This window comes from Staphylococcus sp. MZ3 (genome assembly GCF_018622755.1).
Lineage (GTDB): Bacteria > Bacillota > Bacilli > Staphylococcales > Staphylococcaceae > Staphylococcus > Staphylococcus aureus.
The window spans coordinates 1,843,982-1,860,499 of record NZ_CP076026.1 but is presented as its reverse complement, the minus strand read 5'-3'; the positions used below and the strand labels follow the sequence as shown (position 1 = coordinate 1,860,499).

General features: G+C 33.6%; 10 protein-coding genes. 7 read left to right on the top strand and 3 right to left on the bottom strand.

What is annotated here, in order from left to right; genetic code table 11:
* Positions 1–78 precede the first annotated feature (78 nt).
* The 3 genes from KI230_RS08895 to KI230_RS08885 all read left to right on the top strand — a co-directional run bounded on the left by KI230_RS08895 (position 79) and on the right by KI230_RS08885 (position 2,001).
* A complete protein-coding gene (locus KI230_RS08895) occupies positions 79–198 on the top strand; it encodes a hypothetical protein (RefSeq protein ID WP_001790712.1) in 120 nt (39 codons plus the stop codon).
* 2 nt (positions 199–200) lie between these two features.
* Positions 201–1,028 (top strand): alpha/beta fold hydrolase, encoded by an 828-nt coding sequence (locus tag KI230_RS08890; protein ID WP_000266096.1) that lies wholly within the window; start codon positions 201–203, stop codon positions 1,026–1,028.
* Between the two features lie 571 nt (positions 1,029–1,599).
* Positions 1,600–2,001, top strand: a complete 402-nt coding sequence (locus tag KI230_RS08885; RefSeq protein WP_000757543.1) for a transcriptional regulator, SarA/Rot family — start codon at positions 1,600–1,602, stop codon at positions 1,999–2,001.
* Positions 2,002–2,120: 119 nt separating this feature from the next.
* Here KI230_RS08885 and mnmM read toward each other — a convergent pair whose 3' ends face one another.
* The gene (gene mnmM / locus KI230_RS08880; RefSeq protein WP_000764423.1) at positions 2,121–2,684 is read right to left on the bottom strand and encodes a tRNA 5-(aminomethyl)-2-thiouridylate-methyltransferase MnmM; all 564 of its coding nucleotides are present in this window, start codon (positions 2,682–2,684) and stop codon (positions 2,121–2,123) included.
* Positions 2,681–3,634: a tRNA modification radical SAM protein MnmL/YtqA gene (gene mnmL / locus KI230_RS08875; RefSeq protein ID WP_045173807.1), complete on the bottom strand. Its 954-nt coding sequence runs from the start codon at positions 3,632–3,634 to the stop codon at positions 2,681–2,683. The genes mnmM and mnmL overlap by 4 nt, the downstream gene beginning before the upstream one ends.
* A 109-nt stretch (positions 3,635–3,743) precedes the next feature.
* On the opposite strand from mnmL, the gene KI230_RS08870 reads away from it, so the two are divergent.
* From KI230_RS08870 to sasC, 4 genes are all read left to right on the top strand, one after another.
* The gene (locus KI230_RS08870) at positions 3,744–4,925 is read left to right on the top strand and encodes an MDR family MFS transporter (RefSeq protein ID WP_001025061.1); all 1,182 of its coding nucleotides are present in this window, start codon (positions 3,744–3,746) and stop codon (positions 4,923–4,925) included.
* 287 nt (positions 4,926–5,212) lie between these two features.
* Positions 5,213–7,636: a leucine--tRNA ligase gene (leuS, locus tag KI230_RS08865; RefSeq protein ID WP_086095116.1), complete on the top strand. Its 2,424-nt coding sequence runs from the start codon at positions 5,213–5,215 to the stop codon at positions 7,634–7,636.
* A 21-nt stretch (positions 7,637–7,657) separates the two neighbouring features.
* Complete coding sequence (locus tag KI230_RS08860; RefSeq protein ID WP_000836465.1) at positions 7,658–7,969, top strand: rhodanese-like domain-containing protein; 312 nt, start codon at positions 7,658–7,660, stop codon at positions 7,967–7,969.
* 325 nt (positions 7,970–8,294) lie between these two features.
* Positions 8,295–14,855: an LPXTG-anchored aggregation protein SasC gene (gene sasC, locus KI230_RS08855; protein WP_045177214.1), complete on the top strand. Its 6,561-nt coding sequence runs from the start codon at positions 8,295–8,297 to the stop codon at positions 14,853–14,855.
* 116 nt (positions 14,856–14,971) lie between these two features.
* On the opposite strand, the gene KI230_RS08850 is transcribed toward sasC, so the two are convergent.
* Positions 14,972–16,240, bottom strand: a complete 1,269-nt coding sequence (locus KI230_RS08850; RefSeq protein WP_000285019.1) for a BaiN/RdsA family NAD(P)/FAD-dependent oxidoreductase — start codon at positions 16,238–16,240, stop codon at positions 14,972–14,974.
* Positions 16,241–16,518 lie beyond the last annotated feature (278 nt).

The following is a 16,518-nucleotide window of genomic DNA, read 5'->3' as shown; positions in this document are numbered from 1 at the left end:
GTTTAGCATGAAAAAAATATTCGAGAAAGCGTTTTCATCAAAAACAATCAAAAATAATTATGTATAATTACACTATTATTGATGTTGATTTCATTTATATATAATAATATGGACAACAATAATACTATAAATAGAAATCTACATAGTGAATTTGCTATAATTATGTTATTGAAGATTAATGAAAAAGGGGCAGTATAATAATGTGGAAGTGGGAAGCTGAAAATGATGCGAAAGGCGTCGTTGTTATTGCTCATAATATATTAGAACATACGGGAAGATATGCATATGTTATTACGATGTTAAGAAGAAATGGCTATCATGTGATTATGGGAGATTTGCCTGGTCAAGGTCAAACTTCAAGAGCTAATAAAGGACAAATTGAAAACTTTCAAACGTATCACGAAAGTTTGCTAGACTGGTTAAAGATAGCTAATGAATATAAAATTCCTACTTATGTATTAGGGGTAGGACTTGGCGGTTTGATTTTATTAAATTTACTTGAAAAAGTAGAATTGCCAATCGAGGGGATGATGTTAATTTCTCCTATGCTAGAACTTCAAAAGAATGGAAAAAATCGTAAAGATAAACTTGTTTCAAATATAGGTAAAATTTCAAAAGACACACGTTTTAATGTTGGTGTAGAACCAAAAGATTTAACACGTAATTTAGAAATTGTTGAAGAAACAGTTAACGATGGTTTAATGTTAAAAAAAGCAACGTATCATTGGTATAATACAATTAATGAGACGATGAAAGATACGATGGCTCATATTCATGACATTCAACCAATGCCAACGCTATTAATGTATGGAACGAAGGATTTAATTGTTGATACTAGGGCAATTGATGAGTTTAAAGAAAAATATCAAACACCTGAATTATATTTTAAAGCTTGGCAAGGTTTTTACCACGAGGTTCACAATGAGCCAGAACGTGATGAAGTAATGCGTTATATTCTGACTTTCTTAAATAACAGCGTCAATACAATGGGCTTTATTGTTGAAGATGACGAAATTGTAGAAATTTAATATTCTAAAAAGATGAGACAGTAGATGCTCATCTTTTTTTTTACTTTTTTAAGGTTGAGAATGTATATCACATTTTATACACATTTGATTTGTAAGAAATGTTTTGATTTATACAAATCATATCTTGAAAAATAACCAATTTAGCCTCATTCGGTTTGATTTAATTTGTTAAATTTAAGGCTAACTAATTAATTTAGTTTAATCAATTTTCATGAGAGTTATATGTAATAAAAATTCAATGCGTATCTTTTTTGAAGAAATATATGTAGAATTGTTGCAATTTAATGGTAATATTGATATATTTTCTTTGTATATAAATTATAAAATTAATATGTAGTAGAGTGATTTGTTTTATGTACTATTATCTTATTTCTAAATATTAACTCTATTGATTATTGGTTTTTATACTTATTTAATTTTATTCAACTTTGACAATTGAATAGAAAGCAAGTTTATTTACACTTGTAGTTTTATGCATAAGTTAGCACATACAAGTTTCGGGATTGTTGGGATGTTTGTTAATACTTGTATGGTAGCTAAATATGTGATTATTAATTGGGAGATGTTTAGCATGAAAAAAGTAAATAACGACACTGTATTTGGGATTTTGCAATTAGAAACACTTTTGGGTGACATTAACTCAATTTTCAGCGAGATTGAAAGCGAATACAAAATGTCTAGAGAAGAAATTTTAATTTTACTAACTTTATGGCAAAAAGGTTCTATGACGCTTAAAGAAATGGACAGATTTGTTGAAGTTAAACCGTATAAGCGTACGAGAACGTATAATAATTTAGTTGAATTAGAATGGATTTACAAAGAGCGTCCTGTTGACGATGAAAGAACAGTTATTATTCATTTCAATGAAAAGTTACAACAAGAGAAAGTAGAGTTGTTGAATTTCATCAGTGATGCGATTGCAAGTAGAGCAACAGCAATGCAAAATAGTTTAAACGCAATTATTGCTGTGTAAGTTTAATAGCATAAAAAGAGGTTTTCATTAAGTTGAAAACCTCTTTTTGTTGTTGGTATTAATTTTTCAAATGTTGACTACTCAATCATAAATTATAAATAGTATAGCGCAGCAAATGCTTAAGAAATTTTTTCTATGGCACAAATGAATGGAGCATGATTACGTTGGTTTAAAAATTGATATTGCAAAACTTGCGCATGCTTTTGATCCAAAGTACTCAAGTAATCAAGCAATGCATGCTTCTCAATTTGTCCTTCGCTATGACCATGATATATAACAAGTACAATAATACCTTCAATTGACATTAATGATAGCAATGAATTAATAGCTTGGATTGTCGTGTCAGGCTTTGTCACGATAGATTTATCACCTTTAGGCAAATAACCTAGGTTAAAGATGGCTGCATCAATATGACCTTTATGTGTATCATTTATATGATGTTCAATATTTTCATGTCCATCTTTTATTAAAGAAACATGATTGAAATCCTTAACTTTATCACGTGTATTTTCCAAAGCTAAATCTTGAATGTCGAAACCATAAACATGTCCTTCTGGTACTTGTTCGGCTAAAAATAAAGTGTCATTGCCGTTACCGCAAGTTGCGTCTACAACAATACTTTCTGGTGTTATATGTTGTTTAATAAGTGTTTTTGAAAAAGGGAGTATACGTTCTAATTTCATTGCTTCACCTTAGACTTGTAACGCAAGCCTTGATAAGAATTTCTACGTGCTAATTCAGCATCGATGCCATTTAATACTTCCCATTTATTAACACTCCACATTGGACCTACCATGATATCTATTGGACCATCACCGGTAATTCGGTGAACGATCATTTCAGGGGGAATCACTTCTAATTGGTCCACAACTAGGTTTGTGTACTCTTCTTGAGTCATAAAAGTTAATAAACCTTTATCGTATTGTTTTACCATCGGTGTACCTTTTAACAAATGAAGTAAATGAATTTTAATACCTTGTACATCCATTTGTGCAACTTCTTTGGCAGTAGCCATCATCATGTCATAGTCTTCGCCAGGTAAGCCATTAATGATGTGTGTACATACATTGATATTATGCTTACGTAATTTTGCCACACCATCATAATAAGTTTTCATATCATGGGCACGATTGATTAAATCAGATGTTGACTGATGGATTGTTTGTAGTCCTAATTCAACCCATAAGTATGTTCGTTGATTCAAATCTGCTAAATATTCGACAACATCGTCTGGTAGACAGTCAGGACGCGTACCAATAGATAATCCCACAACACCCGGTTCTTTAAGTACAGGTTCGAATTTTTCTTTTAATACTTCAACCGGTGCATGTGTATTTGTAAATGCCTGAAAATAAGCAATATATTTTCCTTCGTGCCATTTCTCATGCATCTTTTCTTTAATTTCATTAAATTGTACTGCGATTGAATCTGCACGATTACCTGCAAAGTCTCCGCTACCTGCAGCAGAACAAAATGTACATCCACCATGTGCTACAGTGCCATCGCGGTTAGGACAGTCAAACCCGCCATCCAATGCAACTTTAAATATTTTTTGTCCAAATTTATTTTTTAAATGGTAATTCCATGTGTGATAACGTTTGTTTTCAAAAGCGTATTGGAAATGATTGCCCATATGTCATTTTCCTTTCTATAAAAAAAGAGTTCTAAGTACAGATTTTAACATATTTTAATGTTATAGTGTTTATTATAGTTTGACAAAAAAGAGAGAGGAACTATGAAATATGAATATACCTAAATCAGTCTGGTGGCTAGTAATTGGCATGGCGTTAAATATTACTGGTTCCAGTTTTTTGTGGCCTTTAAATACAATTTATATGAAACAAGAACTTGGAAAAAGTTTAACTGTTGCTGGTTTAGTGCTAATGATAAATTCATTTGGCATGGTTATTGGAAACTTATTAGGTGGTTCACTATTTGATAAATTAGGTGGATACAAGACGATTTTAATTGGAACTTTCACTTGTCTTTGTAGTACAACGCTACTTAATTTCTTTCACGGGTGGCCTTGGTATGCTGTATGGCTTGTAATGTTAGGCTTTGGTGGCGGAATGATTATTCCTGCGATATACGCTATGGCTGGAGCAGTGTGGCCGAATGGCGGAAGACAAACGTTTAATGCGATATACTTAGCGCAAAATATTGGTGTGGCTGTCGGTGCTGCAATGGGCGGCTTTGTCGCAGAATTTAGCTTTAACTATATCTTTTTAGCCAATCTTATTATGTATGTTGTGTTTGCGCTTGTCGCGGTAACGCAATTTAATATTGAAATTAATGCAAAAGTTAAATATCCAACTCATTTAGATATTACTGGAAAAAAGAATAAAGCAAGATTTATTTCATTAGTACTAATTTGTGCAATGTTTGCAATTTGTTGGGTTGCGTATATTCAATGGGAGTCTACAATCGCATCATTTACACAATCTATTAATATTTCAATGGCACAATATAGTGTTTTATGGACAATTAACGGAATAATGATTTTAGTAGCACAACCATTAATTAAACCGATTCTCTATCTGTTAAAAGGAAACTTAAAGAAGCAAATGTTTGTCGGCATCATCATTTTTATGTTGTCGTTCTTTGTCACGAGTTTTGCCGAAAACTTTACAATATTTGTTGTCGGTATGATTATTTTAACTTTTGGAGAAATGTTTGTATGGCCAGCAGTTCCAACTATAGCCAATCAGTTAGCGCCAGATGGTAAGCAAGGACAGTACCAAGGTTTTGTGAATTCAGCTGCTACAGTAGGGAAAGCATTCGGTCCATTTCTTGGTGGTGTATTAGTTGATGCGTTTAATATGCGCATGATGTTTATCGGTATGATGCTACTACTTGTATTTGCATTAATATTATTAATGGTTTTCAAGGAGAATAATACGCAACCTAAAAAAATAGATGCATAATGAGTACATAGAATTAATGTTATAGACTTGAAATAAATGTCGTTATAACATAATATTAATTTGTATAATTTAATTTCGTTTGGAGCTTTTCTACAGAAAGCTAGTGATGCTGAGAGCTAGTGTTAAGGACTAAATGTAAATCGTATTAATTTTAAATTGAATGAATGACATCTCTTACTATTAAAATGAGTGCACAATTTTTGTGAAATAGGGTGGTAACGCGGCAAATGTCGTCCCTATGTAAATAGAATAGTTAGAGGTGTCTTTTTTATTGAATAGGAGGAAATGTGTTGAATTACAACCACAATCAAATTGAAAAGAAATGGCAAGACTATTGGGACGAAAATAAAACATTTAAAACAAATGATAACTTAGGTCAAAAGAAATTTTATGCTTTAGACATGTTTCCATATCCATCAGGTGCTGGTTTACATGTTGGACATCCTGAGGGCTATACAGCAACAGATATCATTTCAAGATATAAAAGAATGCAAGGTTATAATGTATTACATCCGATGGGGTGGGATGCATTCGGATTACCAGCAGAGCAATATGCTTTAGACACTGGCAACGACCCACGTGAATTTACAAAGAAAAATATCCAAACTTTTAAACGACAAATTAAAGAATTAGGGTTCAGTTATGATTGGGATCGTGAAGTTAATACAACAGATCCAGAATACTATAAATGGACACAGTGGATTTTCATACAGTTATATAACAAAGGTTTAGCATACGTTGATGAAGTTGCAGTTAACTGGTGTCCAGCATTAGGCACTGTTTTATCTAACGAAGAAGTGATTGATGGTGTCTCTGAACGTGGTGGACATCCAGTTTATCGTAAGCCGATGAAACAATGGGTACTTAAAATCACAGAATATGCAGATCAATTATTAGCAGATTTAGATGATTTAGATTGGCCTGAGTCTTTAAAAGATATGCAGCGCAATTGGATTGGACGTTCTGAAGGGGCCAAAGTTTCATTTGATGTAGATAATACGGAAGCGGAAGGAAAAGTAGAAGTATTTACGACTAGACCAGATACAATCTATGGTGCATCATTCTTAGTCTTAAGTCCTGAACATGCATTAGTTAATTCAATTACAACTGATGAATATAAAGAAAAAGTAAAAGCTTATCAAACAGAAGCTTCTAAAAAGTCAGATTTAGAACGTACAGATTTAGCAAAAGATAAATCAGGTGTGTTTACTGGTGCATATGCAATTAATCCTTTATCTGGTGAAAAAGTACAAATTTGGATTGCTGATTATGTATTATCAACATATGGTACTGGAGCAATTATGGCAGTACCAGCGCATGATGACAGAGATTATGAATTTGCTAAAAAGTTTGATTTGCCAATCATTGAAGTCATCGAAGGTGGAAATGTTGAAGAAGCAGCATACACTGGTGAAGGTAAACATATTAATTCTGGTGAACTTGATGGTTTAGAAAATGAAGCGGCAATTACTAAAGCTATTCAATTATTAGAGCAAAAAGGTGCTGGCGAAAAGAAAGTTAATTACAAATTAAGAGATTGGTTATTCAGTCGTCAGCGTTATTGGGGCGAACCAATTCCTGTCATTCATTGGGAAGATGGAACAATGACAACTGTTCCTGAAGAAGAGCTACCATTGTTGTTACCTGAAACAGATGAAATCAAGCCATCAGGGACTGGTGAGTCTCCACTAGCTAATATTGATTCATTTGTAAATGTTGTAGATGAAAAAACAGGTATGAAAGGACGTCGTGAAACAAATACAATGCCACAATGGGCAGGTAGTTGTTGGTATTATTTACGTTACATCGATCCTAAAAATGAAAATATGTTAGCAGATCCTGAAAAATTAAAACATTGGTTACCTGTTGATTTATATATCGGTGGAGTAGAACATGCGGTTCTTCACTTATTATATGCAAGATTTTGGCATAAAGTCCTTTATGATTTGGGTATCGTACCTACTAAAGAACCTTTCCAAAAATTATTTAACCAAGGTATGATTTTAGGAGAAGGTAATGAGAAGATGAGTAAATCTAAAGGAAATGTAATCAATCCTGATGATATAGTACAGTCTCATGGTGCAGATACTTTACGTCTTTACGAAATGTTTATGGGACCTTTAGATGCTGCAATTGCATGGAGTGAAAAAGGATTAGATGGGTCTCGTCGATTCTTAGATCGCGTATGGCGTTTAATGGTAAATGAAGATGGAACATTGAGTTCAAAAATTGTAACTACAAATAATAAATCTTTAGATAAAGTTTATAACCAAACTGTTAAAAAGGTAACAGAAGACTTTGAAACATTAGGATTTAATACTGCTATTAGTCAATTAATGGTATTTATTAATGAGTGTTATAAAGTTGATGAAGTTTATAAACCTTACATTGAAGGCTTCGTTAAAATGTTAGCACCTATTGCACCACATATCGGTGAAGAATTATGGTCAAAATTAGGATATGAAGAGTCTATTACGTACCAACCTTGGCCAACTTATGACGAAGCACTACTTGTAGATGATGAACTAGAAATCGTTGTTCAAGTAAATGGTAAATTGAGAGCTAAAATTAAAATTGCTAAAGATACATCAAAAGAAGAAATGCAAGAAATTGCCTTATCTAATGACAATGTTAAAGCGAGTATTGAAGGTAAAGACATCATGAAAGTCATCGCTGTTCCTCAAAAATTAGTCAATATTGTAGCTAAATAATGTTTTAAGGAGGACTTTAAAATGAAGTCAATTACTACAGATGAATTAAAAAACAAACTTTTAGAATCTAAACCAGTTCAAATTGTTGATGTTCGTACTGACGAAGAAACAGCAATGGGATATATTCCTAATGCAAAGTTGATTCCAATGGATACCATTCCGGATAATTTAAATTCATTTAATAAAAATGAAATATATTATATTGTATGTGCTGGTGGAGTTCGAAGCGCTAAAGTTGTAGAATATTTAGAGGCAAATGGCATTGATGCTGTAAATGTCGAAGGCGGCATGCACGCATGGGGCGATGAAGGTTTGGAAATAAAAAGTATTTAAAGTAGTGACATAATTTAAAATAATATTACATTTGTAATGACACCAAGTAACGTTTCGGTTGCTTGGTGTTTTTTGGTATGAATTACTTTCTGTTACAAAACAATCTAAAGCGTTCTTGTTATGTTTTATTAAGGTTTTAATTACAAAACGGAAACTAAATTGTAATAAAATAAAACTTTATTTTATAAAATGATGATGATAAAATTGAGTGAACTTAAAATATTGTACAAAATAATATAGCTATAAACATAATATGAGGGAGCGTATATTTTTAGCATAATTCTTAACAACACAGCAGAGAACAGACAACCAGGAGGAAAATGAAATGAATTTGTTAAAGAAAAATAAATATAGTATTAGGAAGTATAAAGTAGGCATATTCTCTACTTTAATCGGAATAGTTTTATTACTTTCAAACCCAAATGGTGCACAAGCCTTAACTACGGATAATAATGTACAAAGCGATACTAATCAAGCAACACCTGTAAATTCACAAGATAAAGATGTTGCTAATAATAGAGGTTTAGCAAATAGTGCGCAGAATACACCTAATCAATCTGCAACAACCAATCAAGCAACGAATCAAGCCTTGGTTAATCATAATAATGGTAGTACAGTAAATCAAGCTACGCCAACATCAGTGCAATCAAGTACGCCTTCAGCACAAAACAATAATCATACAGATGGCAATACAACAGCAACTGAGACAGTGTCAAACGCTAATAATAATGATGTAGTGTCGAATAATACCACATTAAATGTACCAAATAAAACAAATGAAAATGGTTCAGGAGGACATCTAACTTTAAAGGAAATTCAAGAAGATGTTCGTCATTCTTCAGATAAACCAGAGCTAGTTGCAATTGCTGAACCAGCATCTAATAGACCGAAAAAGAGAAGTAGACGTGCGGCACCGGCAGATCCTAATGCAACTCCAGCAGATCCAGCGGCTGCAGCGGCAGGAAACGGTGGTGCACCAGTTGCAATTACAGCGCCATATACGCCAACAACTGATCCTAATGCCAATAATGCAGGACAAAATGCACCTAACGAAGTGCTGTCATTTGATGACAATGGTATTAGACCAAGTACCAACCGTTCTGTGCCAACAGTAAACGTTGTTAATAACTTGCCGGGCTTCACACTAATCAATGGTGGTAAAGTAGGGGTGTTTAGTCATGCAATGGTAAGAACGAGCATGTTTGATTCAGGAGATAATAAGAACTATCAAGCACAAGGAAATGTAATTGTATTAGGTCGTATACATGGAACTGATACGAATGACCATGGCGATTTTAATGGTATCGAGAAAGCATTAACAGTAAATCCGAATTCTGAATTAATCTTTGAATTTAATACAATGACTACTAAAAACGGTCAAGGCGCAACAAATGTTATTATCAAAAATGCTGATACTAATGATACGATTGCTGAAAAGACTGTTGAAGGCGGTCCAACTTTGCGTTTATTTAAAGTACCTGATAATGTGAGAAATCTCAAAATTCAATTTGTACCTAAAAATGACGCAATAACAGATGCGCGTGGCATTTATCAACTAAAAGATGGTTACAAATACTATAGCTTTGTTGACTCTATCGGACTTCATTCTGGGTCACATGTTTATGTTGAAAGACGAACAATGGATCCAACAGCAACAAATAATAAAGAGTTTACTGTAACAACATCATTAAAGAATAATGGTAATTCTGGTGCTTCTCTAGATACAAATGACTTTGTATATCAAGTTCAATTACCTGAAGGTGTTGAATATGTGAACAATTCATTGACTAAAGATTTTCCAAGTAACAATTCAGGCGTTGATGTTAATGATATGAATGTTACATATGATGCAGCAAATCGTGTGATAACAATTAAAAGTACTGGAGGAGGTACAGCAAACTCTCCGGCACGACTTATGCCTGATAAAATACTCGATTTAAGATATAAATTACGTGTAAATAATGTGCCGACACCAAGAACAGTAACATTTAACGAGACATTAACGTATAAAACATATACACAAGATTTCATTAATTCAGCTGCAGAAAGTCATACTGTAAGTACAAATCCATATACTATCGATATCATCATGAATAAAGATGCATTACAAGCCGAAGTTGACAGACGTATTCAACAAGCTGATTATACATTTGCGTCATTAGATATCTTTAATGGTCTGAAACGACGCGCACAAACGATTTTAGATGAAAATCGTAACAATGTACCATTAAATAAAAGAGTTTCTCAAGCAGATATTGATTCATTAACTAATCAAATGCAACATACGTTAATTCGAAGTGTTGATGCTGAAAATGCAGTTAATAAAAAAGTTGACCAAATGGAAGATTTAGTTAATCAAAATGATGAATTGACAGATGAAGAAAAACAAGCAGCAATACAAGTTATCGAGGAACATAAAAATGAAATAATTGGTAATATTGGTGACCAAACGACTGATGATGGCGTTACTAGAATCAAAGATCAAGGTATACAGACCTTAAGTGGGGATACTGCAACACCGGTTGTTAAACCAAATGCTAAAAAAGCAATACGTGATAAAGCAACGAAACAAAGGGAAATTATCAATGCAACACCAGATGCTACTGAAGACGAGATTCAAGATGCACTAAATCAATTAGCTACGGATGAAACAGATGCTATTGATAATGTTACGAATGCTACTACAAATGCTGACGTTGAAACAGCTAAAAATAATGGCATCAATACTATTGGAGCAGTTGTTCCTCAAGTAACTCATAAAAAAGCTGCAAGAGATGCAATTAACCAAGCAACAGCAACGAAAAGACAACAAATAAATAGTAATAGAGAAGCAACTCAGGAAGAGAAAAATGCAGCATTGAACGAATTAACTCAAGCAACCAACCATGCTTTAGAACAAATCAATCAAGCAACAACAAATGCTGATGTTGATAACGCCAAAGGAGATGGTCTAAATGCCATTAATCCAATTGCTCCTGTAACTGTTGTTAAGCAAGCTGCAAGGGATGCTGTATCACATGATGCACAACAACATATCGCAGAGATCAATGCTAATCCTGATGCGACTCAAGAAGAAAGACAAGCAGCAATTGACAAAGTGAATGCTGCTGTAACTGCAGCAAACACAAACATTTTAAACGCTAATACCAATGCTGATGTTGAACAAGTAAAGACAAATGCGATTCAAGGAATACAAGCAATTACACCAGCTACAAAAGTAAAAACAGATGCAAAAAATGCCATCGATAAAAGTGCGGAAACGCAACATAATACGATATTTAATAATAATGATGCGACGCTCGAAGAACAACAAGCAGCACAACAATTACTTGATCAAGCTGTAGCCACAGCGAAGCAAAATATTAATGCAGCAGATACGAATCAAGAAGTTGTACAAGCAAAAGATCAGGGCACACAAAATATAGTTGTGATTCAACCGGCAACACAAGTTAAAACGGATGCTCGCAATGCTGTAAATGATAAAGCGCGAGAGGCGATAACAAATATCAATGCTACACCTGGCGCGACTCGAGAAGAGAAACAAGAAGCGATAGATCGTGTCAATGCACTTAAAAATAGAGCATTAACTGATATTGGTGTGACGTCTACTACTGCGATGGTTAATAGTATTAGAGACGATGCAGTCAATCAAATCGGCGCAGTTCAACCGCATGTAACGAAGAAACAAACTGCTACAGGTGTATTAAATGATTTAGCAACTGCTAAAAAGCAAGAAATTAATCAAAACACAAATGCAACAACTGAAGAAAAGCAAGTGGCTTTAAATCAAGTGGATCAAGAGTTAGCAACGGCAATTAATAATATAAATCAAGCTGATACAAATGCGGAAGTAGATCAAGCGCAACAATTAGGTACAAAAGCAATTAATGCGATTCAGCCAAATATTGTTAAAAAACCTGCAGCATTAGCACAAATCAATCAGCATTATAATGCTAAATTAGCTGAAATCAATGCTACACCAGATGCAACAGATGATGAGAAAAATGCTGCAATTAATACGTTGAATCAAGACAGACAACAAGCTATTGAAAGTGTTAAGCAAGCTAACACAAATGCGGAAGTAGACCGAGCTACGACAGTGGCAGAGAATAATATCGATGCTGTTCAAGTTGACGTAGTGAAAAAGCAAGCAGCACGAGATAAAATCACTGCTGAAGTGGCGAAGCGTATTGAAGCGGTTAAACAAACACCTAATGCAACTGATGAAGAAAAGCAGGCTGCTGTTAATCAAATCAATCAACTTAAAGATCAAGCATTTAATCAAATTAATCAAAACCAAACAAATGATCAGGTAGACGCAACTACAAATCAAGCGATAAATGCTATAGACAATGTTGAAGCTGAAGTAGTAATTAAACCAAAGGCAATTGCAGATATTGAAAAAGCTGTTAAAGAAAAGCAACAGCAAATTGATAATAGTCTTGATTCAACAGATAATGAGAAAGAAGTTGCTTCACAAGCATTAGCTAAAGAAAAAGAAAAAGCACTTGCAGCTATTGACCAAGCTCAAACGAATAGTCAGGTGAATCAAGCAGCAACAAATGGTGTATCAGCGATTAAAATTATTCAACCTGAAACAAAAGTTAAACCAGCTGCACGTAAAAAAATCAATCAAAAAGCGAATGAATTACGTGCTAAGATTAATCAGGATAAAGAAGCAACAGCAGAAGAAAGACAAGTAGCACTAGATAAAATCAATGAATTTGTAAATCAAGCCATGACAGATATTACGAATAATAGAACAAATCAACAAGTTGATGATACAACAAGTCAAGCGCTTGATAGCATTGCTTTAGTAGCGCCTGAACATATTGTTAGAGCAGCTGCTAGAGATGCAGTAAAGCAACAATATGAGGCTAAAAAGCAAGAAATAGAGCAAGCTGAACATGCGACTGATGAAGAAAAACAAGTTGCTTTAAATCAATTAGCGAATAATGAAAAACTTGCATTACAAAACATCAATCAAGCAGTAACGAATAATGATGTGAAACGTGTTGAAACAAATGGCATTGCTACACTAAAAGGTGTACAACCTCATATTGTAATTAAGCCTGAAGCACAACAAGCAATAAAAGCAAGTGCAGAAAATCAAGTAGAATCAATAAAAGATACACCACATGCAACAGTTGATGAATTAGATGAAGCGAATCAATTAATTAGCGACACACTCAAACAAGCGCAACAAGAAATAGAAAATACAAATCAAGATGCTGCTGTTACTGATGTTAGAAATCAAACAATCAAGGCAATAGAGCAAATAAAACCTAAAGTAAGACGTAAACGAGCTGCGCTTGATAGCATTGAAGAAAATAATAAAAATCAACTCGATGCAATCCGAAATACGTTGGATACTACTCAAGATGAAAGAGATGTTGCTATTGATACTTTAAATAAAATTGTAAATACAATTAAAAATGACATTGCACAAAACAAAACGAATGCAGAAGTGGATCGAACTGAGACTGATGGCAACGACAACATCAAAGTGATTTTACCTAAAGTTCAAGTTAAACCAGCAGCGCGTCAATCTGTTGGTGTAAAAGCCGAAGTTCAAAATGCACTAATCGATCAAAGCGATTTATCAACTGAAGAAGAAAGACTAGCTGCTAAACATTTAGTAGAACAAGCACTTAATCAGGCTATTGATCAGATCAATCATGCAGATAAGACTGCCCAAGTTAATCAAGATAGTATAAATGCTCAAAATATTATTTCAAAAATTAAACCAGCGACAACAGTTAAAGCAACAGCATTACAACAAATTCAAAATATCGCTACAAATAAAATTAATTTAATTAAAGCAAATAACGAAGCGACAGATGAAGAACAAAATATTGCAATAGCACAAGTTGAAAAAGAGTTAATTAAAGCTAAACAACAAATTGCTAGTGCAGTGACTAATGCTGATGTGGCATATTTATTGCATGATGAGAAAAACGAAATTCGTGAAATCGAACCTGTTATTAACAGAAAGGCGTCTGCTCGAGAACAATTGACAACATTATTCAACGATAAAAAACAAGCAATTGAAGCGAATATTCAAGCAACGGTAGAAGAAAGAAATAGTATATTAGCACAGTTACAAAATATTTATGACACTGCTATTGGACAAATTGATCAAGATCGTAGCAATGCACAAGTTGATAAAACAGCATCATTAAATCTACAAACAATACATGATTTAGATGTACATCCTATTAAAAAGCCAGATGCTGAAAAAACGATTAATGATGATCTTGCACGCGTCACTGCTTTAGTGCAAAATTATCGAAAAGTAAGTAATCGTAATAAGGCTGATGCATTAAAAGCTATAACTGCTTTAAAATTACAAATGGATGAAGAATTAAAAACAGCACGCACTAATGCTGATGTTGATGCAGTTTTAAAACGATTTAATGTTGCATTAAGCGATATAGAAGCAGTAATTACTGAAAAAGAAAATAGCTTACTGCGAATTGATAACATTGCTCAACAAACATATGCGAAATTCAAAGCGATCGCAACACCAGAACAATTAGCTAAAGTAAAAGTATTAATTGATCAATATGTTGCAGATGGCAATAGAATGATTGATGAAGATGCGACATTAAATGACATCAAACAACACACGCAATTCATTGTTGATGAAATTTTAGCAATTAAATTACCAGCTGAAGCGACGAAAGTATCACCAAAAGAAATTCAGCCAGCTCCAAAAGTTTGTACGCCTATTAAAAAAGAAGAGACACATGAATCGCGCAAAGTTGAAAAAGAACTTCCAAATACAGGTTCTGAAGGAATGGATTTACCATTGAAAGAATTTGCACTGATTACAGGTGCGGCTTTGTTAGCTAGAAGACGTACTAAAAACGAAAAAGAATCATAATTAACGAAATGACCTTAATATAACGACACTTTTTAGTGACTCAGTTATATTAAGGTCATTTTTATTTGAATGAAAAAGTTGATCTACTAAAGAGAATCGAACCAAATTTTATACTATTATTCCATTGATGCATGTGAGTAATGTCCGGCATATAATCCAGCGACATGTCCTGTTACGAGTGCACTTGTAATATTATAACCACCAGTATAACCATGTATATCTAATACTTCACCACATAAAAATAATCCCGGAACTAATTTAGACATCATTGTTTTAGGTTGAATTTCTTTAAGTGACACACCACCACCTGTGACAAATGCCTTATCTATAGGTAATGTCCCGTTCACCTTAAATACAAACCCTTTAAACATATTTACTAAGTCGTTCAATTGTTGATTTGATAAGTGATGTGATGTGGTATTTTCATCGATTCCTGCTTGTTCCAGCATGAACAGTAAGTAGCGCTCTTCAATTAGACCATGCAAACTGTTTTTAATGATTTTATCTGGTGTGTCCGATAATAATGATGTGATGTGTTGTTTTAATTGTTCATGGTTTAATTCAGGAAATGCATCGATTGCCATAGAAATGTGCTGTGTCTTTTGATTTTTTTGTTCTTTATAAACAAACTGACTACATCTTAATGCAGCTGGACCACTGATACCAAAATGAGTAAATAACATATCCATTTGATGACTGATGCGTTTTTTACCATTTTTCTTAAGTACTGACAATTCAACATCTTTTAAACTTAAACCTTTTAGACGATTGGATTTGATGAAAGGTTCAGCTGATGTAATTGGAACTTCGGTCGGGAATAACTCAGTAATGGTATGACCTAAATCTTGTGCGAACTTATAACCATCACCAGTTGAACCAGTTTGAGGGACACTTGTACCACCTGTAGCAATCACTAGCGAATGGCTTTCATAACTATTATTTTGAGTATGTACAGTGAAAGTTTGGTCTGTATTAACTTCGATTCTACTAACAGCTTCTTCTTCTTTAATCGTTACATGTTGGCGTTCGATAGTTGTCACTAATGTATCAACCACGTCTTGTGCTTTGTTGGAAACTGGAAACATACGTCCGTGATCTTCTTCTTTTAATTTAACACCCCTAGACTCAAAAAAATCTATGATGGATTCATTATCAAAAATTGAAAAGGGACTATATAAAAATTTCCCATTTCCAGGAATGTTCTTAATAATTTCAGCATATGGTAATCGATTAGTTACGTTACATCTACCGCCACCAGATATTTTGAGTTTACGACCTAGACCTTTCTTTTTTTCAATGAGTAACACACTGCTACTTTGTTCGCTTGCAGCTACTGCCGCCATTAAGCCGCTAGGTCCGCCTCCGATAATAATTGTTTGATACATATACGCTTCCTCCAAATTTGTTACTGGACATTCAATTGCTATTTTATAGTACTTTTTTAAACTTTGCTATATCTCTTGTGTTATGAGATGACAATTATGTTGAATATATTTATAATGTGAACTTCATAAAAAATGAAGATGTATGTGTATGATAAGAATGATTTTTCTACTGTTATGCGATGTTCATCTCAAATAGTAGTATAATGTTTATATGAAATTTCGTAATATTCTAATCAAAATCGAGTATTCAATGACAATGCGTTGATAATTTTGTTATG

What these genes read in the sequence shown, in the direction of transcription:
- KI230_RS08860 (WP_000836465.1), top strand. Translation starts at nt 7,658, where the DNA reads ATGAAGTCAATTACTACAGATGAATTAAAAAACAAACTTTTAGAATCT.
- KI230_RS08870 (WP_001025061.1), top strand. Translation starts at nt 3,744, where the DNA reads ATGAATATACCTAAATCAGTCTGGTGGCTAGTAATTGGCATGGCGTTA.
- KI230_RS08885 (WP_000757543.1), top strand. Translation starts at nt 1,600, where the DNA reads ATGAAAAAAGTAAATAACGACACTGTATTTGGGATTTTGCAATTAGAA.
- KI230_RS08890 (WP_000266096.1), top strand. Translation starts at nt 201, where the DNA reads ATGTGGAAGTGGGAAGCTGAAAATGATGCGAAAGGCGTCGTTGTTATT.
- sasC (WP_045177214.1), top strand. Translation starts at nt 8,295, where the DNA reads ATGAATTTGTTAAAGAAAAATAAATATAGTATTAGGAAGTATAAAGTA.
- KI230_RS08850 (WP_000285019.1), bottom strand. Translation starts at nt 16,240, where the DNA reads ATGTATCAAACAATTATTATCGGAGGCGGACCTAGCGGCTTAATGGCG.
- mnmM (WP_000764423.1), bottom strand. Translation starts at nt 2,684, where the DNA reads ATGAAATTAGAACGTATACTCCCTTTTTCAAAAACACTTATTAAACAA.
- mnmL (WP_045173807.1), bottom strand. Translation starts at nt 3,634, where the DNA reads ATGGGCAATCATTTCCAATACGCTTTTGAAAACAAACGTTATCACACA.